Below are 20143 nucleotides of genomic sequence, written 5' to 3'. Positions count from 1 at the left end.
GTGTGTCGCCACGGGTGCCGCAAGCCGCGCACAAGTCCCGAAACCAAGGATCCCGATGACCCGCCTCGACGAGGCCCGCGCCGCGCTGAAGAAGACCTTCGGGTACGAGGATTTCCGGCCCGGGCAGGACGAGGTGATCGGCGCGGTGCTGGACGGCGACGACGTGTTCGCCGTGATGCCCACGGGCTCGGGCAAGTCGATGACCTACCAGCTTCCGGCGCTGATCGATGCCGGGTTGACCGTCGTCGTCTCGCCCCTGATCGCCCTGATGCACGACCAGGTGCAGCAGATGCGCAGCGTCGGCGTCGAGGCCGCCACCCTCAATTCGTCCGTGTCGGAGGTCGAGTCGCGCGAGACCTGGCGCAGCCTCCGCTCCGGGGAGCTGCGCCTGTTGTTCGTCTCCCCCGAGCGGCTGCTGATGGAGGGCTGCATCGAGGCCCTGCGCGGGGTCGGGGTCCGGCGGCTCGCGGTGGACGAGGCCCATTGCGTCTCGCAATGGGGGCACGATTTCCGCCCGGAATATCGGGAGATCGCCCGGGCCCGGCAGGCGCTGGGCAACATCCAGACCCTGGCGCTGACCGCCACCGCCGATGCCGCCACCCGGGCCGAGATCGCCGAGCGGCTGTTCCCGCAGGGGCGCGGCCCGAAAATCTTCGTCCACTCCTTCGACCGGCCGAACATCCGGCTGACGTTCCAGCCCAAGGACAACCCGGCCCGCCAGATCGAGCGCTTCCTCAAGCACCGCAGGGCGGAGAGCGGGATCATCTACTGCTCCTCGCGCAAGCGCGTCGAGCAGCTCGCCGAGACCCTCAAGAAGGACGGGTTCGACGCCCTGCCCTACCATGCCGGGCTCGACCAGGGCACGCGGATGCGCAACCAGGACCGGTTCCTCCAGGAGGACGGGGTGGTGATGACCGCCACGATCGCCTTCGGCATGGGCATCAACAAGCCCGACGTGCGCTTCGTCTGCCACGCCGACATGCCCAACAACGTCGAGGGCTACTACCAGGAGATCGGCCGCGCCGGCCGCGACGGGCTGCCGGCCGACACGCTGACCCTCTACGGCCTCGACGACATGGCGTTGCGCCGCCGCCAGATCGACGAGAAGGAGATCTCCGACGAGCGCCGCCGGGTCGAGCGGCGCAAGCTCGAGGCGATGATCGGGCTGTGCGAGGGCGCCTCCTGCCGGCGCCAGTCGCTGCTCGGCTATTTCGGCGAGGCCAGCGAGCCCTGCGGTCGCTGCGACCTCTGCCGCGGTGGCGTCACCCTGGTGGACGGGACCGTGGCGGCGCAGAAGATCCTGTCGGCGATCGTGCGCACCGGCCAGCGCTTCGGCGCGGCCTATATCTGCGACGTGGTCCACGGCAAGGAGAGCGAGCAGGTCCGCCGCAACGGCCATACCGGCCTCAAGACCTTCGGAGTCGGGTCGGACAAGCCGGTGGCCGCCTGGCGGGCGATCCTGCGCCAGCTCTTCGCGGCCGGGGCGATCGCCGAGAATGCCGATGGCTACGGCGGCCTGTCCATGACCGAGAAGGGCGAGGCGATCCTGTTCGGCCGGGAGCCGGTCAAGCTGCGCCCCGATCCGGAGCCGAAATCCGAATCCCGCGACCGCCGCCGCGCCGCGCCGCGCGAGGAGGGCGAGATCGCGCTCTCCGAGGCCGACGAGGCGCTGTTCCAGCACCTGCGCGGCCTGCGCGCCACCCTGGCGCGGGCCGAGGGCATCGCCGCCTTCATGGTGTTCCCGGATCGGACCCTGATCGAGATGGCCCGGCAGAAGCCCGTCGACCTGTGGGCGCTGCGGGCGGTCCACGGCGTCGGCGAGCGCAAGCGCGAGGCCTACGGCGAGCGGTTCGTGGCGGCGATCGGCGAGTTCCTGGCCCAGCCGCCGGCGGCGTGAGCCTGCCGCCTCGGCGACCGGTCCGGCGCGGGCCCGACGCAGTTTCACTCTCGGCGCGCCCGGCCGCTTCATGTAGGCAAGCCGCCAACTCGAATCGATCGGACCCATCATTTCGACGCTTACGCCCGCCGCCGACGCACCGGCCCAGCACCCCTCCGGGAAGCCGGACGGCGCCGCATCGCGGACGCTGACCTCCCGCATCGTGTTCTACATGCCGGGCTTCGACCCGCGCGATCCGGAGACCTATTGGGGCCTGTTCCGTCGCGAGGCGCGGTTCACCGCCGCGCGCCGGGGGGCCGCGATCACGGTCGGCGATCCGGTCCGCTCGGCGGACGGGCTCGAACTTGCCTGGACGGCGGAATCGCGCGGCGTTTCCACCCGCTACGTCCTGCTGCGCTGGGAGGACATCGTCCGCGCCCGGTTCCCGCAATCCGACTGGACGCGGCTCCGGGGCGTGCCGGCGCTGCTCTGGCGCCTGTGGCGGTCGGGCTACATGGCGAACCTGCGCCGGGAGGGCTGGCGCTTCTCGACGGTGATCTTCTGCGTCCACTACATCTACATCGCGCTGGCGCTCCTCAGCCTCGCCGCGGCCGCCGGGCTCGCCGGCCTGGCCCCGGAGGCGGTCCAGCCCTGGAGCCTGCTGGCAGTGCCGCCGCTCGCCTACGCGATCCTGGCCGGGCTGATCCGGGCGACCCGCAGCAAGCCGCTCTACGTGCCCCACCTCGTCGACGACACGGCCTTCACGCATGCCTACGCGGCGGGCGAGGCGCCAGAGATGGGGCCTCGGCTCGACGCCTTCGCGGCCCGCATCCACGCCGCCGAGGGCGAGGCCGACGAGGTGGTGGTGGTCGGCCATTCCTCGTCGAGCTTCCTCGGCATCGAGGCACTGGACCGGGTGCTCGCCCGCGATCCCGGATTCGGCGTGCGCGGCACGCCGGTCTCGTTCGTGAGCATCGGCAGCGTCATCCCCTGGCTCGGCCTCGATCCGGCCGCCCAGGGCTTCCGCGACAGCCTCCTGCGGTTCGGGCGGGCCGCGCAGATCCGCTGGCTCGACGTGCGCGCCACCTGGGACTGGCTGTCGATCCACAAGAACAACCCGATCGCCGCCTGCGGCCTGACCCCGCCCGATCCCGGCCGGCCCGCCGTCCTCTGGGTGGCGATCCACGAGCTGATCACCAGCGCCGATGTCGGCCGGCGGCAGTGGAACCTGTTCCAGATGCACTTCCAGCTGCTCATGGCGAGCCAGCGCGACAGCGGCTTCGACTATCTCGACGTGGTCACCGGGCCGGAGCCGGTGCACGCGCTCGTGTCCCGCTGCCAGGAGGATGGGCCGCCCCCGGAGCGCGTCGGCGAAGCCGGGATCTGACCCCCGCCCCGCGCCCACGGATGTTGCCAGCGCGGGCGCTTCCGCTTTAGAGCCGGGTCAGCTTGAGATCTCAGCCCGGTTCGGGTTCGCCGCGGTACGCGTCCTCCGGGACGGGCCGCTCTCTGCCGAGACCTTCGCATGTTCCGCAACGACGTTCCGATCACCCCCGAGCTCGTGGCCCAGCACGGCCTCACGCCGGAGGAGTACGAGCGCTTCCGCGGCCTGATCGGGCGCGACCCGACGCTGACCGAACTCGGCATCGTCTCGGCGATGTGGAACGAGCACTGCTCGTACAAATCCTCGCGCAAGCACCTGCGGGGCCTGCCGACCTCGGGTCCGCACGTGATCCAGGGTCCGGGCGAGAATGCCGGCGTGATCGACATCGGCGACGGGCTCGCCTGCGTCTTCAAGATGGAGAGCCACAACCACCCGAGCTACATCGAGCCCTACCAGGGCGCGGCGACCGGCGTCGGCGGCATCCTGCGGGACGTGTTCACCATGGGCGCGCGGCCGATCGCGGCGCTCAACGCCCTGCGGTTCGGCTCCCCCGACCATCCGCGCACCCGCGCCCTCGTCTCCGGCGTGGTGGCGGGCGTGGGCGGGTACGGCAATTCCTTCGGAGTGCCGACGGTGGGCGGGCTCACCGGCTTCCATCGGCGCTACGACGGCAACATCCTGGTCAACGCCATGGCGGTGGGGCTCGCCCGCACCGACGCGATCTTCTACGCCGCCGCTACCGGGGTCGGGAACCCGATCGTCTATCTCGGCTCCAAGACCGGCCGCGACGGCATCCACGGCGCCACCATGGCGTCCGCGGAGTTCGACGAGGCCACGGAATCGAAGCGTCCGACCGTGCAGGTCGGCGACCCCTTCGCCGAGAAGCTGCTGCTCGAGGCCTGCCTCGAGCTGATGGCCTCGGGCGCGGTCATCGCCATCCAGGACATGGGCGCGGCGGGGCTGACCTGCTCGGCGGTCGAGATGGGCGCCAAGGGCGACCTCGGCGTCGAGCTCGACATCGAGAAGGTGCCGGCCCGCGAGGCCGGCATGACCCCCTACGAGATGATGCTGTCCGAGAGCCAGGAGCGCATGCTCATGGTGCTCAAGCCCGGCATGGAGGCCGAGGCGGAAGGCATCTTCGTGAAGTGGGGCCTCGACTTCGCGGTGATCGGCCGGACCACCGACACGCTGCGCTTCGTGGTCAAGTGGCACGGCGAGACCGTCGCCGACCTGCCGATCAAGGAGCTGGGCGACGAGGCGCCGCTCTACGACCGGCCGCACCTGGCCAACACCCATCAGCCGGTGATCGCCGCATCCACGGTGCCGGCGCCGGCCTCGCTCACCGAGGCGCTCAAGCGCCTGGTCGGCTCGCCCGACCTCGCCTCGAAGCGCTGGGTCTACGAGCAATACGACCACTTCATCCTCGGCAACACCGTGCAGAAGCCCGGCGGCGACGCCGCGATCGTGCGGGTCGAGGACGGCCCGAAGGGCCTCGCGCTGACCTGCGACGTCACCCCGCGCTACTGCGAGGCCGACCCGGTCGAGGGCGGCCGGCAGGCCGTGGCCGAGGCGTGGCGCAACATCACCGCGGTGGGGGCCAAGCCGCTCGCCATCACCGACAACCTGAACTTCGGCAATCCCGAGAAGCCCGAGGTGATGGGCCAGCTGGTCGGCTGCCTCCAGGGCATCGGCGAGGCCTGCCGGGCCCTCGACTTCCCGGTCGTGTCCGGCAACGTCTCCCTCTACAACGAGACCAACGGTGTCGGCATCCTGCCGACCCCGACCATCGGCGGCGTCGGCGTGCTCGACGACGTGGAGCGGCACGCCACCATCGCGCTCAAGCGCGAGGGCGACGTGCTGGTCCTGGTCGGCGCCGGCGAGGGCTGGCTCGGCCAGTCGTCCTACCTCGCGGTGATCGAGGGCCGGGAAGAAGGCGCGCCGCCCCCGGTCGACCTCTCGCTCGAGCGCCGCAACGGCGACTTCGTGCGCGGGCTGATCGTGTCCGGCACGGTCGACACCGTCCACGACCTGTCCGACGGCGGACTCGCGGTGGCGCTCGCCGAGATGGCGATGGCCGGCGGCATCGGCGCGGCGCTGCCGGAGGTGCCGGTGGACCTGGCCCCCCACGCCTACCTGTTCGGCGAGGACCAGGCCCGCTACCTGCTGGCGGTCGATCCGGAGGTGGCCACCGACCTCCTCTACAGCGCCTCGGCCCAGGGCATCGACGCGGCCGTCGTCGGGGTGACCGGCTCCGACCGTTTGACCCTGCCGGGTGGCGAGACCATATCGCTGTCCGAGCTGATCGCGGCCCATGAAGGCTGGCTGCCCACCTACATGGCGAGCCAGCCGGCCGCGCCTGCCGCCTGACCCCTCAACGCCCTGGGAGTTTTTCGATGCCGATGGATGCGGGCGAGATCGAGCGCATGATCCGCGAGGCCCTGCCCGACGCGCAGGTCGAGATCCGCGACCTCGCGGGCGATGGCGACCATTACGCGGCCACCGTCCTGTCCGCGGCCTTCAAGGGCAAGACCCGGGTGGCCCAGCACCAGATGGTCTACGGCGCCCTCCAGGGCCGGATGGGCGGCGTGCTGCACGCCCTTGCGCTGACCACGGGCGTCCCGCAGGATTGACGCCTCACGCGGGATTCGCGGCCATGGACAACGGACCGAGCCTCTACGACGACGACATCGTGACCTGGGCTGAGGAGCAGGTCACGGCCTTGCGCGCCCTCGCCATGCGCGGCGACCTGTCGAATGTCGTCGATTGGGCGAACGTGATCGATGAGATCGAGAGCGTGGGACGGGCCGATCTTGAGCGGGTCGAGAGTGCTATCCTCCAGCTGTTGATCCACGTCCTCAAATATGCGTCGGCGCCTGGTGCCCAATCTACGAAATCCTGGCGCAAGGAGGTCCTTGTTTTTCAGGCATCCGCGCGTCGGAATTATCGGCGGTCGATGCGGCAGCGCATCGACTGGGACGCGCTTTGGTCGTCAGCCAGAAAGATTGCTGATTCCTCGCTCGGGATGTTCGGCGACGCACTGCTCGGCGGGTTGCCGGACCACATGCCGTTCACGCCCGAAGCGATAACGGCGCCCGGCTTCGACATGGACGAAGCGCTGGAGCGTCTCGCCACGGTGTTGAATTCCGACCCTGGTCACACCTAAATCACGCTATCGCACGAGGACTGACCTAATGACCGACGCCAACGCAACCATCCAGAACGAGATCGCCTCCCAGGACGTGGTGGTGTTCATGAAGGGCACCCCGCAGATGCCGCAATGCGGCTTCTCGGGCCAGGTGGTGCAGATCCTCAATTACCTCGAAGTGCCGTTCAAGGGCGTGAACGTGCTGGCCGACCAGGGCATCCGCGAGGGCATCAAGGCCTTCTCGAACTGGCCGACCATCCCGCAGATCTACGTGAAGGGCGAGTTCGTCGGCGGTTGCGACATCACCCGCGAGATGTTCCAGTCGGGCGAGCTGCAGACCTTCCTGGCCGAGAAGGGCATCCCGGTGAAGTCCGCCGCCGCCTGATTCTGTCGGGACTTTGCACACTGGATGAGGGCGCCTGCGGGCGCCCTTTTTCAGGCCCGTCATTGCGAGTCCGGCGAAGCAACCCGGGACGGCGCGAGGTCGGTGGACGTGGCGCCGCGGGATTGCTTCGCTGCGCCCGCAAAGACCGTGGCCGGATCAGCGCGGCCCCCGCGCGACGAACAGGGCAACGCAGCCGACGACCGTGATCTCCACGAACCGGAAGCGCTGATCGAGGGCTGCGCGCAGGGCTGGCAGGGTGTCGTCGACGTTCGAGAACACACCCTTGCGGTTGTAGATCCGCATGAGGGTCCGCGCCGCAGCCGTGACCGGGACGCCGCCAGAGAGGATCGTGGCGCCGAACACCACACCGTCGTCGCGCAGGCACGGGCGCACCGTGTCGAAGGCTTTCGCTTTCTCGGCGATGTCCCCCGGCAGGCAATGCAGCAGGTAGGTCAGGCCGATCGAGTCGAACGGCGCGAGGCCGCCGGCCGGAGCGCCGAGCACGTCGACGCGATAGGTCTCGGGCCGATAACGCGCGATCCGGTGGGCCGCGAAGGCGAGGCTGTCGGCGTTGAGATCCATCAACCCGACCCGAGGCGTCGGAGACGGGAAACGGCAACGGTCGAGGTACCAGCCGGTCCCGACGCCGACATCGAGATGGGCGGTGCCCACGTGCCGGTGGTAGAGGGCGAGGATCCGCGCGGTCGGGCAGCGCCAGACCAGCGGGTTCGACAGGCGCAGCACGACGAGGTCGTACAGCCGTAACGTCCGGTTGTTGTAGATCGCCTGCCCGGCTCGGGTATCGCTCGCCATGGCTCTCCGTCAGGCCCCCTGTGGGCGGCGCGCATTCGCATTCGCCGGCGCAATCGCCTATATCAGACCCTTTCCAATCGAATGGATCGTTTGAACGCTATGGCGACGCCGTCGCTCGACAGCGCCCGCGCGGCCGATGCCGCGATCGAGAAGGCGCCCGATTTCCAGCCCATGCCGCTCCCCGGCCGGCGCCCCTCTCTGGTCGGGCTGACCCGCGACGCGCTCAAGGCGCAGCTCGTGGCGATGGGCGTGCCCGAGCGCGAGAGCCGGATGCGGGCCGGCCAGCTCTGGCACTGGGTCAACTTCCGGGGCGCCCACGACTTTGCCGAGATGACCAATGTCGGCAAGGCCCTGAAGGCCGAGCTGGCGCAGCATTTCACCCTGGAGCGTCCCGAGGTCGCCAGCCGCCAGGTCTCCCGCGACGGCACCCGCAAGTGGCTGCTGCGCATGGCTCCGACCAACCCGCAGGAGCACAACCGCGGCGCCGAGATCGAGTGCGTCTACATTCCGGGTCCGGACCGGGGCACGCTCTGCGTCTCCTCGCAGGTCGGCTGCACCCTCACCTGCTCGTTCTGCCACACCGGCACGCAGCGCCTCGTGCGCAACCTCTCGGCCGCCGAGATCGTGCAGCAGCTGGTGACCGCCCGGGACGAGCTCGGCGACTGGCCCGGCCAGATGCCGAGCCGCGACGCCTCCGGGGGGGGCGACGCGGGACGCCTGGTGACCAACATCGTGTTCATGGGCATGGGCGAGCCCCTGTACAACCTCGATGCGGTGATCGACGCCGTGGGGGTGATGTCCGACCAGGAGGGGCTCGCCCTGTCGCGGCGGCGCATCACAGTCTCCACCTCCGGGGTCGTGCCGCAGATCCCCCGGCTGGGCGAGGCGGCCAATTCCATGCTGGCGATCTCGCTCCACGCGGTGCGCGACGATCTCCGCAACGAGCTGGTGCCGCTCAACCGCAAATACCCGATCGCCCAGCTGCTCGAAGCCTGCCGGACCTATCCGGGCGTGAGCAACGCGCGCCGTATCACCTTCGAGTACGTGATGCTGAAGGGCGTGAACGATTCGGACGCGGATGCGCGCGAGCTGGTCCGCCTGCTCAAGGGCATCCCGGCCAAGATCAACCTGATCCCGTTCAATCCCTGGCCCGGCAGCCGCTACGAGTGCTCGGACTGGGACCGGATCGAGCGCTTCTCCGAGATCGTGTTCAACGCCGGCTACGCCTCGCCGGTGCGCACCCCCCGGGGCCGGGACATCCTGGCCGCCTGCGGCCAGCTCAAGAGCGAGACCGAGAAGCTGCGGGCCCGGGCCCGGCTGATGCAGGAAGAGGGCATCGGCGTGGAGAGTTTTTACGCCGGCGCCGACGACTGACCCGGTCAGGGTTTCGAAAGGTCCGAGACCTTTCGTGGGTGCAGGGCGAAGCCTCGCTACTGCCGGGCTTCGCCCGCTGTCGGGCTTCCCCGTGACGTTCCGCCAAAGGGCATGGCCTTTTGCGATCCTGGCGATCACGCCGCGATCCGGTGCCCATCGGCCCGGCGCAAGGTGGGCTCCTCGGCGCCGACCCATTCGGTGCGGTGCCGCGGCAGGGCCTCGGGGTGCTCCGCCTGGAGCCAGGTGATCATCGCCTCCCGGATCACGCACCGCAGGTCCCAGGCCTGGGGCGCATTGCGGGCGCTCACCAGCATCCGGATCTCGATCGAGGTTTCCCGGGCGTCCGAGACCTGGAGGTTGACCACCTTGCCGTCCCACAGGGGTGTGGCGGCGGCGATCTCCGACAGCTTCTCGCGCATCCGGGCCACCGGGGCGCGATGGTCGACATACAGGAACACGCTGCCGATCAGCGAGGCGCCGTCCCGGGTCCAGTTCTGGAACGGCTTCTGGATGAAGTAGGTCAGCGGCAGCACCAGGCGCCGCCAGTCCCACAGGCGCACCACCACGTAGGTCGCGGTGATCTCCTCGACCCAGCCCCACTCGTTCTCGACGATGATCGCGTCCTCGATCCGGATCGGCTGGGTAATGGCGATCTGGATGCCGGCGACGAGGTTCGACAGGACCGGCTGCATGGCCAGCCCCAGGATCAGGCCGGCGGCTCCCGCCGAGGCCAGCAGGCTTACCCCGTACTGGCGCACCGGCTCGAAGGTCATGAGTGCCACCGAGACGGTGATCAGGCCGACCAGGGTGACGGCGGCGCGCTCCAGGATGCGCATCTGGGTGAAGTGCTTGCGCGCCAGCAGGTTGTCCTCGGCGTCGAGCTTGAAGCGGCGCAGGTAGATCACCGTGGCGATGTGGAGCGCGGTGGCGCAGCACCAGCCGGTGAGCGTCACGAAGGCGACGAGCAGGAGCTGGTTGAGGGCGATCCGCACCTCCCAGGACAGGCGCACCGTGGTCGAGGCGAGGCTGATCGCCACGACGATCAGGCCCAGGCGGCTCGGTCCGCGGGTGCGTGAGACCAGGGAGCGCCAGAACAGGCTCTTGCTCGCCACCGCCCGCTTCATCGCCCGGTACGCGACCCCGTGCAGCGGCATCACCACGGCACAGCAGGTGACGATCAGGATCAGGCTCTCGGCCCACCACGGCAGATAGGCCAGCACGGAGGCGGCGCGGCCGGTCAGGGCATCAAGGTCCGGCATCGGGCATGACCTCCACGGGTTCCGAACGGGACCTGGAGGAATGGGCGGCACCCGTCGGGGTTCCGCAATGCACCATGCCGGCGCTGCAACGCAGCGGCATGGCCAGGACGCGGCGGGGCGGTTGCATTTCGGCGCCCGGCCGGGCAGCCGCGCGCGCTTGTCGGCGACTCGCCCCGATCGGCGGACCGATCCCGGACCGCCCTAGCTAGCGCGCCACGCCGATCTCCACGCTGCCGGTGGCCGTCCGGCCGAACCGCGCCGGCCGGTACATGTCCTCCACCGAAGCGCCCGGGTGCACGTAGGTCCCGGGCGAGACTGCCCGGACCATGTAGGCCACGGTGAAGAACGCCGACTGGCTCGGGTCGCGGTCGTAGGCGGCCACGAAGCGGTCGTCGCGGAACTCGGTGTGGACCGGCTGCACCTCCGATTTGGCGAAGGCGAGGCCCTGGAGGGCGTCGGCGTCGAGCAGCTTCGGGTTGTCTATCTCCAGCCCCGCCGGCAGCGGATCGACCAGCAGGATCCGCCCGGCCTGAGCCTTGTCCTCGGTCACCTTGAGCACCACCACGAGCCGGTCGTTCTGGCGCAGGCCGTGGGCCGGATCGACCACGCTGCCGTCGAGCCGGTGGATGCTGCGCTCGATCCTGTAGCCCTGGGCGGCGGCGGGCTCGGGCACCAGCGGACTGCCGTTCACGCCCAGCACCACCTGCACCGGCGCCCGGCCGGTGTTGACCAGCGCGACGCTGCGCCCATCCAGGGAAGGCCCCCGGTAGATCCGGGCGAGCGGCCCGGCCTGCACCGCGCCGTCGAGGCTGAACGACAGGGCGTCGGCCTCCTTGGACAGGCCCTCGGCCGCGAGCACCAGCCAAGCATTCTCCTGTGTGCTGGTGGTCCGCGTGTCCTGCGATTCCTCGCCGATCACCGCGGCCACCGGGGCCAGCGCGACCTGGGTCAGCCCACTCTCGGCCGCCAGCGCGATCAGACCGGCTCCATCGCGCAGGCGGGAGCCGTAATCGGCCCGGTACACGCCCGTATCCCGCTGGGATCGCAGCGTGGCCAGCGCCGCGTCCATCGCCTTGGCGGCGCGACCCCGGTCGCCCAGGAGCGCCAGGGAGGCGGCGAGCTGCGCCCGGCCGAGCCCGGTCGCGAAGGCGTCGAGCTTGGTGTCGACGAGGTAGCGCAGGTCGCCCATCACCGGCCGGCCGTTGCGGGCCAGCACGTAGGCGGCGTAGGCGAGGTCGGCGCCCCCGTCGCGCACCTCCGTGGCGTTGGCGACGGTGTTGCGCAGGCGGTCCAGCGCCTGGGTGAAGGCCGGCTGCGGTACCGCGAAGCCGCGCTCCCGGGCGCGGGTGAGGAAGTCGGTGACGTAGGCGTCGAGCCAGACGTCGCCCGACCCTTGCGCCGACCACAGGCCGAAATCCCCGCTCGCATCCTGGCGGGCGAGCAGCCGCTCGATCGATTCGCGTACGCGGTCGTCGACGTTCACGTCGAGGGCCAGCTTGTCGAGCCCAGCCAGCCGGTTGACGTAGAGCAGCGGCATCGCCCGGCTGACGATCTGCTCGGAACAGCCGTAAGGATAGCGGTCGAGGGCCTGGAGCAGCGCCGGAACGTCGAGGCCCGGCAGCGCCGAGGCCGAGAGCGAGACGCTGCCGGTTCCGGGCAGCAAATCGGCCAGCAGGTCGGCGCTCACCGTCAGGCCGGCCCCGGGCGCCAGGTTGCGCACCGACCGGCGCAGCAGCGCCCCGGTCCCCGGCAGCACGCCGAGCGCGAAGCTCTGGCCGAGAGGGCCGTCGAGGCCGGGCCCCGACAGGGCGAGGTCGAGCCGTGCCGTGCCCGGCCCCGCGGCGGTGATCGGGACCGCGACCTGGCCCCTGCCCCCGGCCTCCAGCCGGATCGTCTGGCGCAGGGCGCCCGCGCCGATCAGGATCGGGCCGGACGGGGCGATGTCGACCGTGTAGTCGCCCGCCGCGCCTTCGACGTTGTCGAGCGCCATGAACAGGCGCGAGCGGTCGCCGGTGTCGAGGAAGCGCGGCAGCGTGGCGGCGAGCACCACGGGGTCGCGGATGATCACGTCCGCCTGCGCCTGTCCGACCCGGTCGCCGCTCCAGGCGGTGACCATCACGCGGCCGGTGCCGTTGAAGGCCGGCAGCGGAAAGGTGACGCTGGCCGCCCCGTCCGGCCCCACGGTCACGACGCCCGAGAACAGGGCGAGCGGCGCCTGGGTCGGCGGCGCGTCGGCGAGCTCGCCGCCCCCCGCGTCGCCCCCGGATCGGATCGCCCCGGCCGAGCCCTGCATGCCGTCGATCAGGTAGCCGTAGAGGTCGCGGAACTCCGGACCGAGGGCCTTCTGGCCGAGGAAGTACTGGGTCGGGTTCGGCGCCTCGTAGCGGGTCAGGTTGAGGATGCCGACATCGACCAGAGCCACGGTGATCCGTGCCGGCTCGCCGGACTTCAGCCCGGTGAGCTGCACCGGGATCGTCAGGTCCCGGCGCGGACGGGTGCGCTCCGGGGCCTTCACGGCGACGCCGAGGCTGCGCCGCTCGCGGTCCACCGACAACCAGGCGAGCCCGAGCGCCCGCCCCGGCAGCCGCTTGGCCGCCTGGTCGAGGGGCCGGTAGGCGGTGGCGACCAGGTAGGCGCCCGCGCCCCACTCGGCCTTGACCGGAAGGCTGACGGTGGTGCCGCCCGCCGGGACGCTGACCTCGACGGTCTCGTGCACCCGGTCGCCCACCACCATGAGGCTGGCCTGCCCCTTGAACGTCGGGCTGATCTTGGCCCGCAGCGTGTCGCCCGCCGCATAGGCGGCCTTGTCGAGGGTGAGGTCGAGCAGGTCCGGCGCCTCCGCGGTCTCCGAGCCGCCCCAGCCGACGGTGAAGCCGAGGCTCGCGGTGGCGTCCGGGGCACCCGGGGCCGAGACCTCCAGCCGGTAGCGCCCGAGGCCGACCGGCGCCTCGATCCGGCCCGACCCGCCGGCCGCGAGGTCGAGGCCGCCTTCGGCGACGCGGCGGCTGGTCTTGACCGGCTCGAACGACCAGCGGCCGCCGGCGCGGTACCATTGGTAGCTCTGGTCGATCTGCGAGAGCGTCCAGGTCACGCCCGGCCGGGCCAGCAGCGTGCCGTCCGGGGCGGCGAACACCACCGCGAAGGTCGCGCGTCCGCCGTCCTTCAGGTCCGAGAATCCCTTCCGGATCGCCAGCACCGGGGCGGCCGGAAGGATCGGCAGGGTGAGGCTGCGCGACAGCGCCCGCCCGCCGGGCTCGCCGACCGCGAGGGTGATCTTCGCCTCCAGGGGCCGCGGCGCCGCGAGGTCCGGGATCGGCACCGGGATCGTGGCCAGGCCCCGCGCGTCCGTGGTCGCCCCGCCGGAGATCTCCTGGGTGACCGGCTCCACCGCCTCGTCGTCGAGGCCCACGGCGTAGCCCTCCAGGCCCTTGATGCCGGAGCCGGAGGCGGCCTGCTGCACGACGACGCTGCCCGAGACGTCGAGCCCGGCGCCCGGGGCGCCGTAGAGGTAGCGTGCCGCGACGGCGACCTGCGCGGCCTCGCCCCGGCGCAGGCCGGCCTGCGCCGGCTTGAGGGTCACCTCCAAACGCTCGGGGACGTAATCCTCCAGGAGGAAGCTGGTCTCGCCCAGGGCCGGCGCCTTCGGGTCGCTGTAGGCGGCGATCCGCCAGGTGCCCCGCATGGCGCCCGACAGCAGCGGCAGCGGCAGCGCCCGGCCGCCGAGCCCCTGGTCCGGCACCGAAACCCGGCGATACTCGACCCCGTCCGGGCGCTTCACCACCACGGTCAGCGGCAGGTTCGGCACCGCCGCGCCCCGTGGGTCGCGCAGCAGGGCGGTGATCTGCACGGTCTCGCCCGAGCGGTAGACCCCCCGCTCGGTGAACAGGTAGGCGTCGAGGCCGCCGCTCTCGGGCCGGCCCTTCACGCCCCGGTCGGTCAGGTCGAAGGCGCCGAGGTTGAGGTCGAGGAAGCCGTAATCGTCCCCGGCCTGGGCGACCACGAGGCTCGGCGCGGTGCCACCCTCCCCGCGGGCGAGGCCCGGACCGAACACGGCCCGGCCCTGGGCGTCGGTCCTGGCGGTGCCTAGCACCTCGTTGTTGCGGGCGACCAGCCGGATCTCGGCCCCCGGCAGGACCTGCGCGGAGGCGAGCGAGCGCAGGACCACGTTAACCCCGTCCCGCCCCTTGGTGGCGGTGAGGCCGAGATCCGAGACCACGAACCACTGGGTCGCCTGCGTCTCGTATCCGTCCTCGTCCCCGGCGACCGTGCCGGAGGGCCGGGCCACCATCACGTAGATCCCGGGTTCCAGCTTGCCCACGGCCTGCAGGACCGGGAAGGCGGTCACCGCCTCCTGGTTCAGCTCGGCCTTGGCGGTGTCGAGCGTGCCCTTCCAGACGCGCTGGCCCTTCTCGGCCGCCAGCGTCGCGGCATTCGTGCCGCTGAGCTGGCCCAGGAAATCCTCGGAGCGCAGGGCTGGCAGCAGGCCGCGGTCGCCGATGCGCAGGACCTCGACGTCGAGCTTGGCGGCATTCACCGAGACCAGGGGCACGCCCGCCTGCCCGGTGCGGGGCAGGACGTAGTTGCGCCCGGTGAACCGGACCTGCGAGGCGCGGTCGCGGACGTAGATCTCGTAATCGGCGGACTTGAGCAGGCTCTCGCCCACCGCGGACGGCAGCCCCTGGCGCAGGACCACTGCGTAGCGGCCGCCGTGCTTCAGCCCGTCGACGCAGACCTGCGCGTTCTCGGCGGTCACGGCGGCGCTGCTGCTGCCCGAGACCGCCACGTAGGGGGCGTAGTCGGTCTTGGGGACCACCGGCTCCGAGAGGGTGAAGCACAGGCGCGGCGCGGCCGCATCCGAATCGACCTTGTAGTCGAGGATGCGGAAGCCGTGCTCGGCCCGCAGGGCCTCGTAGGTCCGGTGCGTCGCGGGCAGGTCGTCGAGGGCTAGGCTGGCCGCGTAGGCGTTCAGGGCCGGCCGCCAGTTGGATTGCCCGGCCTCCAGGGCGCCGAGCTGCGCCAGGGAGGCCGCCGCGTCGGCGGGCGAGCCGGCGCGCTCGTAGGCCCGGTAGGCCGCTGCGGCGGCCCGGTCCCGCAGGCGGGCCCGGCCTTGGTAATCGTTCTCCTCCAGGGCATCGGCCGCTGCCGCGGCGGCGCGGGAGAACGCCTGCCAGCTCCGGATGTCGGCCGGGTCGGCCGCGACCGCGGCGGTGAGCGTGACAAGTGCCTCGTCCGGCTTGCCGGCGGCGAGCAGCGCCTGTCCCGCGGCCCGGGACTGGCCGGCCGGCCTGAGCGGTCCGCCGGCCTCGGCCTTCAGCGCCGCCTCGAGCCGCACGGCGGCGCTGGCGAGATCGGTCCGGACGAAGGTCCTTTCGAAGGCTGCAGCCTGACGGGGCGCGGTGCGCGAGGCCGGCGCCGTCTGGGCGAGGGCCGGCCCGCAGGCGAGACCTGCCAGAAGCGCCAGAGCACCCGCCAGCCGGATCCGCCACGCCATACGCCTGCCCTCGTCGGCTCCGGATCCAGGACGATTCGTCCCGGGATCGGCCGGCCGGGAACCTAGCACCGATCGATCCCGCCGCAACGCTTCGGATGCGTGTTGAGAGCCGCTCCGTGGCCCCTTTCCGAGGAGCTATGGCCGCGACAGGATCGAGGCGCGATGGGCTTTTGCAGGCTGCAACGCACCCCCGCGCCCGTATGGGCGGGCGGATGCACAGAGTGCCCTCCGGACGGTCCTCGGCCGCAAGAGAGGTCTGCGCGAGGCAGGCCCGCACTCTTCCGCCCCCCTTAGCGGGCTACGGGTTGCACAGGTTGGACAATTCAACTCCTGAGGATCAATGCCCCATACCTGTTGACCCGCGCCGTCATTCCGGGGCGCCGCAGGCGAGCCCGGACCCGAAGGGGCCGCGGGGGCGGCAACCCAGAAACGCTGTCCGTGCAGGAGCTCGACGCAGCGATGGTTCTGGATCCCGGGCTCCGCTGCGCGGTCCCGGGACGACCGCCCGTGGCGGCATCGATCCAGCCACCGCTTGAAGAACGAGACGGAGCTTTCCGCGCGCTGAAACGATGAACATTCCAGCTGCGATGTGCGAACGACCGAGCCTGCACGGGACAGGCAACCCGCGCGTGTCCCGGGTCACCGGTGGTCGATCGTCCCGCCCCTACCGCGAGCGCGGCGCGCGATCCCAAAAATTCAGAACGCCTTGAGCACCTGCTCGGTGTGCTCGACGGAGACCGGGCCGGCGAAGCAGTGCGAGACCAGGGCGCGGTAATCCTGCCAGGGCTGCGAGCCGGTGAAGTCCTTGGTGTGGGCCTCCAGCGTGTCCCAGTGGATCATCAGCCGGTAGCGCTGCGGATGCTCGATCGAGCGGCGGACCTCGAAGGCGCGGCAGCCCTTGGCGGCCTTGAAGATCGCCGAGGCCTCGGTGATGCCGGCCTCGAACGCCGCCTCCATGCCGGGCTTGATCTCGATCTGTGCAATTTCGAGGATCATGGCGTCGAATCCTTTTCCTTACGCGTGGAGGGGGCGGCCGAGCTTGGCCGCCAGGATACGCTGCGGGCTCAAGCCGGGATCGGCTTGGGCGGCGACCGGCAGGTAGGCGGTCTGCTCCAACATGTAGCGGCCGCCCATCGCCCCGTGCATCACGAGGTCGGAGAAGGTCACCCAGGTCTCGCCGGGCCGGAACGCGACGTCGGCCTGGGGGGCGCTGGCCTGGTAGGTCTCGTCCTGCTTCAGGGCGTCGTGCAGGTGCAGCATCAGGTGGTCGTATTCGGAGCGCCGGGCCTTGGTGATCCGCAGGGCCGCGAGCAGCCGCGCCGTGAGTGGCGCGTAGCGCGGCAGCCGTGGCAGGAACGTCTCCGCCATCGACCCGAAATCCTCGCCGACCCGCCAGCGGCGGGGCTCGCCGGACGGGTTGATGTTGCGGAACACCCGCAGGATCCGCTTCTCGCCGATCGGGTTCGACGGGAAGGCGTCGACATGCAGCCGGGTGTCGTCGCGCCGCCAGCTGAGCTTGCGCCGGTCCACGTCGAACGGGCGGTAGGAGGTGCCGGCGAGCGCCACCCGGTCGGCGTAATCCGGCAGGTAGGTGCCGATCAGGTCCCGGGCGAAGGCGCGGTAGCGGATCAGGAGCTGGCGCAGGGCCTCCTGTTCCTCCGGGGTGCCGGCGGCGCCGCGCAGCTCCGCGGCCTCGCCCCGGATGTTGACGTTCTTGGCCTTTCCGTCCGCGAAGGGGCGCTCGGTAAACCGGTGCTCGTACGCGCTGAATGGGAACGGCAGGTCCGGGAACAGCAGCACCGCCCCGGCTTCCAGCTCCCGGGCCAGGGAGCCGGCATTCTCACCGGGGACGACTGTGCGGATCGGGCTGATCATCGTGTTCGGGCTGGATCTGCCGGGCCGAAGAGGGGCTAGACGGGGCGCAATCCTGTAGCCGAGCCGCCCGCGGGAGGCCAGGGCCCGCATTTCCGGTGGATGACATCGCTCGTCCACTGGCACCGGCCGGGGGCGCCGCCCCGGGTGCTTGCGCAACCGCCGCGTTCCCGGCACGTTCCCCTCCGCATACCGGCCCACGAGCCCGGCGGAGGATGGCGCCGATGGCGACCCTGAAGGAATTCGAGGAAGCCCTGCGCGAGCATGGCATGAACATGGCGCTGGCGTTGCTGGAGCGCCTGCGCGAGCGCGACCGCGCCACCCGCACGGTCAAGCCGGCCCGCCGTCTCACGGGCCAGAAGATGACGCCCGAACTCGCCCGGGCGATTCTCGACCTGCACGCCTCCACGGGCATGACCCAGCAGGAGATCGCGTTCAAGGTCGGGGTCAACCAGGGCCGGGTCAACGAGGTGATCAAGCGCGGCAAGTGGCTGTCGGACGACCCCCAGGCCCCCGAGGCGGTGGCCCGCGACAAGGCGTTGGCCCGCATGCGCGGCGACCCCAAGCCGAAGAAGCCGCCGCTGGCTACCGCCCGGCCGAAGGAGCGCAAGGCGGCCGCCACGAAGGTGCCCGCCAAGGCACGCAACCAGGGCCAACTGGCTTTGGGCGATCTGTAGGAGCGACAGGAGGGGATCCCGAAGGGCTTGCAGCCCTTCGGCGGAGTTCGGGGCGCGCAGCCTCGAGATCCCTATCCCGGGGCTCTGACCTGGACCCGCAAGAGGTCACGGACCTTTTGAAACCGGGATTTTATGGGTCGGCGACCGGGGCTCAGTTCGCTGGCGCGAAATGCCCGCGGTAGCGCGCGCCGATCGCCTCGACCGGAAGCGCCACGAACACATCGGTGGTGCCGAACTGGCGGTCGATCACCGCGCCTTCCCCGAAGGTCGCGCCGAGCCGCAGATAGCCCTTGATCAGGGGCGGCAGCGCCTGCAGAGCCGCCTTGGGATCGACCGCCTCGCGGGGCATCCGATCCATGGACACCGCACGCTCCGGCAGGGCTCGGGCCCGCCACGCCTCGGGTGCGCGGGCATGGTGGTGCAGGAACGACAGCGGCAGGGCCAGCCGGTCCGGATCGGTGCCCTCCAGGCTGGCGCAGCCGATCAGCGCATCGATCCGGTGATGCAGCACGTAGGCGTAGATCCCCTGCCAGAGCAGCTCGACGGTGCGCTTGCTGCGGTAGGGCTTGAGCACGCAGGAGCGGCCGAGTTCCAGCAGGCGCCGGTGCCCCTGCGCCGCCAGGATCGGCTCCAGATCGTATTCGCCCTCGGAGTAGAAGCCGGCATGGCGCTCGGCGACCTCGCCGCGCAGCAACCTGTAGGTGCCGACCACCTTGGGCCGATGCTCGACGAACGGCTTCTTCCGCCGGGGCGCGTCATGGTCGAGGACGAGGAGATGGTCGCAGAGCGCGTCGTAGGCGTCGGCGTCGCGTCGTGACAAAGCCGCAAGACCCGTCGGGATCGCCGCCATTTCTTCGTAGAACACCTTGAACCGAAGGCGCTGCGCGCGCCGGATTTCGGATTTCTTCGAAGCTAACCGGACCTCGAGGTTGCCGATCCGGCCCAGGCTGCGCCCCTCGAACGGCTCCGGCAGACGAATCGCCCGCTCGCCCGACAGGATGTCGGCGATGGCCGCCGGTTCCGCCTGGACGAGCGCGTGGCGCCGCCGCAGTTTCGCGATCGGCGCGCCGACCCCCCATTGAACGCCCTTGTGCCAGCCGGCTCCGAGCGCGCTGTAGGCTCCGCGGGCGAGATTGGCGACCATGGACGGGTTCACTCCGGGCGCACGATCGTGCACCGTCGGGAAGGACAGAGAGCACGAACCGCACACGCCATTATGACAGCCCCGACACGAAAGCGCCCCGGCCAGGGCCGGGGCGCTCCAACAGCGTAGCGGGTTCCGAGCCGCGACCGGATCAGGCCGCCTGCGGGACCGGGTCCTTGCGCACGTCACCCTCGATCACCGGGGCGGACGGGGTCCCGGCCGTGGCGATCTGGATGCGGCGCGGCTTCTTCGCCTCCGGGACCTCGCGGACGAGGTCGATGTGGAGGAGGCCGTTCTCCAGGGCCGCGCCGGTCACCTGGACGTGGTCGGCGAGCTGGAAGCGGCGCTCGAAGGCACGGGCCGCGATGCCCTGGTGCAGGAACTCCGCCTTGGGCTCGGCCTTGCGCTCGCCCTTCAGGGTCAGCGCATTCTCCCGCACTTCGATCGACAGGTCGGACTCGGTGAAGCCGGCGACCGCGACGGTGATGCGGTAGGCGTTCTCGCCGGTCCGCTCGATGTTGTAGGGCGGGTAGGTCGGCGCCGCCTCGGTGGTGGCGAACTGGTCGAGGGCGGAGAACAGTCGGTCGAAGCCGACGGTGGAACGATACAGGGGAGCGAGATCGAACTGACGCATGACATATCCTCGTATGAGCAACATGCAGAAGCGGTCCGCCCGATGGGCCGGACCCGTCGTTCGTGCCGCCTGACGGCCGGCACAGACGG

At 71.0% G+C, this 20143-nt stretch carries 15 protein-coding genes; 8 read left to right on the top strand and 7 right to left on the bottom strand.

What is annotated here, in order from left to right; translation table 11 throughout:
• Positions 1-55: 55 nt before the first annotated feature.
• The 6 genes from recQ to grxD all read left to right on the top strand — a co-directional run bounded on the left by recQ (position 56) and on the right by grxD (position 6790).
• Positions 56-1897, top strand: a complete 1842-nt coding sequence (gene recQ, locus AC0IY0_RS02595) for a DNA helicase RecQ (RefSeq protein WP_471762991.1) — start codon at positions 56-58, stop codon at positions 1895-1897.
• Between the two features lie 211 nt (positions 1898-2108).
• Positions 2109-3263 carry a hydrolase gene (locus tag AC0IY0_RS02590; RefSeq protein ID WP_471763025.1) on the top strand — a complete coding sequence of 385 codons (1155 nt, stop codon included), beginning with the start codon at positions 2109-2111 and terminating at the stop codon, positions 3261-3263.
• Between the two features lie 138 nt (positions 3264-3401).
• The gene (gene purL / locus AC0IY0_RS02585) at positions 3402-5627 is read left to right on the top strand and encodes a phosphoribosylformylglycinamidine synthase subunit PurL (RefSeq protein ID WP_471762990.1); all 2226 of its coding nucleotides are present in this window, start codon (positions 3402-3404) and stop codon (positions 5625-5627) included.
• 26 nt (positions 5628-5653) lie between these two features.
• Entirely contained in the window at positions 5654-5890 is a 237-nt protein-coding gene (locus AC0IY0_RS02580; protein WP_007568343.1) for a BolA family protein, read from the top strand.
• A gap of 23 nt (positions 5891-5913) precedes the next feature.
• Positions 5914-6423, top strand: a complete 510-nt coding sequence (locus tag AC0IY0_RS02575) for a DUF29 domain-containing protein (protein WP_471762989.1) — start codon at positions 5914-5916, stop codon at positions 6421-6423.
• Between the two features lie 28 nt (positions 6424-6451).
• Positions 6452-6790, top strand: coding sequence for a Grx4 family monothiol glutaredoxin (gene grxD / locus AC0IY0_RS02570; protein ID WP_147855269.1), 339 nt, complete (start codon positions 6452-6454; stop codon positions 6788-6790).
• 156 nt (positions 6791-6946) lie between these two features.
• Here grxD and AC0IY0_RS02565 read toward each other — a convergent pair whose 3' ends face one another.
• On the bottom strand, positions 6947-7603 hold the full coding sequence (locus AC0IY0_RS02565) for a class I SAM-dependent methyltransferase (RefSeq protein ID WP_147908619.1): 657 nt from the start codon (positions 7601-7603) through the stop codon (positions 6947-6949).
• Positions 7604-7702: 99 nt separating this feature from the next.
• Between AC0IY0_RS02565 and rlmN the strand changes: the two genes are divergently transcribed.
• Positions 7703-8977 (top strand): dual-specificity RNA methyltransferase RlmN, encoded by a 1275-nt coding sequence (gene rlmN, locus AC0IY0_RS02560; RefSeq protein WP_419830125.1) that lies wholly within the window; start codon positions 7703-7705, stop codon positions 8975-8977.
• Between the two features lie 134 nt (positions 8978-9111).
• On the opposite strand, the gene AC0IY0_RS02555 is transcribed toward rlmN, so the two are convergent.
• The 4 genes from AC0IY0_RS02555 to AC0IY0_RS02540 all read right to left on the bottom strand — a co-directional run bounded on the left by AC0IY0_RS02555 (position 9112) and on the right by AC0IY0_RS02540 (position 17602).
• On the bottom strand, positions 9112-10236 hold the full coding sequence (locus AC0IY0_RS02555; protein WP_471762988.1) for a mechanosensitive ion channel family protein: 1125 nt from the start codon (positions 10234-10236) through the stop codon (positions 9112-9114).
• Between the two features lie 205 nt (positions 10237-10441).
• The gene (locus AC0IY0_RS02550; protein ID WP_471762987.1) at positions 10442-15727 is read right to left on the bottom strand and encodes an alpha-2-macroglobulin family protein; all 5286 of its coding nucleotides are present in this window, start codon (positions 15725-15727) and stop codon (positions 10442-10444) included.
• Positions 15728-16423: 696 nt separating this feature from the next.
• Positions 16424-16723 carry an antibiotic biosynthesis monooxygenase family protein gene (locus AC0IY0_RS02545; RefSeq protein ID WP_007568328.1) on the bottom strand — a complete coding sequence of 100 codons (300 nt, stop codon included), beginning with the start codon at positions 16721-16723 and terminating at the stop codon, positions 16424-16426.
• 18 nt (positions 16724-16741) lie between these two features.
• The gene (locus AC0IY0_RS02540; RefSeq protein ID WP_471762986.1) at positions 16742-17602 is read right to left on the bottom strand and encodes a Kdo hydroxylase family protein; all 861 of its coding nucleotides are present in this window, start codon (positions 17600-17602) and stop codon (positions 16742-16744) included.
• 221 nt (positions 17603-17823) lie between these two features.
• Here AC0IY0_RS02540 and AC0IY0_RS02535 point away from each other — a divergent pair, with 221 nt between their 5' ends.
• The gene (locus tag AC0IY0_RS02535; protein WP_147908613.1) at positions 17824-18276 is read left to right on the top strand and encodes an RNA polymerase subunit sigma-70; all 453 of its coding nucleotides are present in this window, start codon (positions 17824-17826) and stop codon (positions 18274-18276) included.
• Between the two features lie 151 nt (positions 18277-18427).
• Here AC0IY0_RS02535 and olsB read toward each other — a convergent pair whose 3' ends face one another.
• Both olsB and AC0IY0_RS02525 read right to left on the bottom strand, forming a co-directional pair.
• Positions 18428-19420: a l-ornithine N(alpha)-acyltransferase gene (olsB, locus tag AC0IY0_RS02530; protein ID WP_147908612.1), complete on the bottom strand. Its 993-nt coding sequence runs from the start codon at positions 19418-19420 to the stop codon at positions 18428-18430.
• 151 nt (positions 19421-19571) lie between these two features.
• Positions 19572-20054: an Hsp20 family protein gene (locus AC0IY0_RS02525; protein ID WP_471762985.1), complete on the bottom strand. Its 483-nt coding sequence runs from the start codon at positions 20052-20054 to the stop codon at positions 19572-19574.
• Positions 20055-20143 lie beyond the last annotated feature (89 nt).

The sequence above is a fragment of the Methylobacterium sp. AC315 genome (genome assembly GCF_979253755.1).
This window is presented reverse-complemented; position numbering and strand designations above follow the sequence as displayed.

Coding starts and splice junctions, on each gene's coding strand:
- recQ (WP_471762991.1), top strand. CDS start 56: ATGACCCGCCTCGACGAGGCCCGCGCCGCGCTGAAGAAGACCTTCGGG.
- AC0IY0_RS02575 (WP_471762989.1), top strand. CDS start 5,914: ATGGACAACGGACCGAGCCTCTACGACGACGACATCGTGACCTGGGCT.
- AC0IY0_RS02555 (WP_471762988.1), bottom strand. CDS start 10,236: ATGCCGGACCTTGATGCCCTGACCGGCCGCGCCGCCTCCGTGCTGGCC.
- AC0IY0_RS02540 (WP_471762986.1), bottom strand. CDS start 17,602: ATGATCAGCCCGATCCGCACAGTCGTCCCCGGTGAGAATGCCGGCTCC.
- AC0IY0_RS02545 (WP_007568328.1), bottom strand. CDS start 16,723: ATGATCCTCGAAATTGCACAGATCGAGATCAAGCCCGGCATGGAGGCG.
- grxD (WP_147855269.1), top strand. CDS start 6,452: ATGACCGACGCCAACGCAACCATCCAGAACGAGATCGCCTCCCAGGAC.
- AC0IY0_RS02550 (WP_471762987.1), bottom strand. CDS start 15,727: ATGGCGTGGCGGATCCGGCTGGCGGGTGCTCTGGCGCTTCTGGCAGGT.
- AC0IY0_RS02590 (WP_471763025.1), top strand. CDS start 2,109: ATGCCGGGCTTCGACCCGCGCGATCCGGAGACCTATTGGGGCCTGTTC.
- purL (WP_471762990.1), top strand. CDS start 3,402: ATGTTCCGCAACGACGTTCCGATCACCCCCGAGCTCGTGGCCCAGCAC.
- AC0IY0_RS02580 (WP_007568343.1), top strand. CDS start 5,654: ATGCCGATGGATGCGGGCGAGATCGAGCGCATGATCCGCGAGGCCCTG.
- AC0IY0_RS02565 (WP_147908619.1), bottom strand. CDS start 7,603: ATGGCGAGCGATACCCGAGCCGGGCAGGCGATCTACAACAACCGGACG.
- rlmN (WP_419830125.1), top strand. CDS start 7,703: ATGGCGACGCCGTCGCTCGACAGCGCCCGCGCGGCCGATGCCGCGATC.
- olsB (WP_147908612.1), bottom strand. CDS start 19,420: ATGGTCGCCAATCTCGCCCGCGGAGCCTACAGCGCGCTCGGAGCCGGC.
- AC0IY0_RS02525 (WP_471762985.1), bottom strand. CDS start 20,054: ATGCGTCAGTTCGATCTCGCTCCCCTGTATCGTTCCACCGTCGGCTTC.
- AC0IY0_RS02535 (WP_147908613.1), top strand. CDS start 17,824: ATGGCGACCCTGAAGGAATTCGAGGAAGCCCTGCGCGAGCATGGCATG.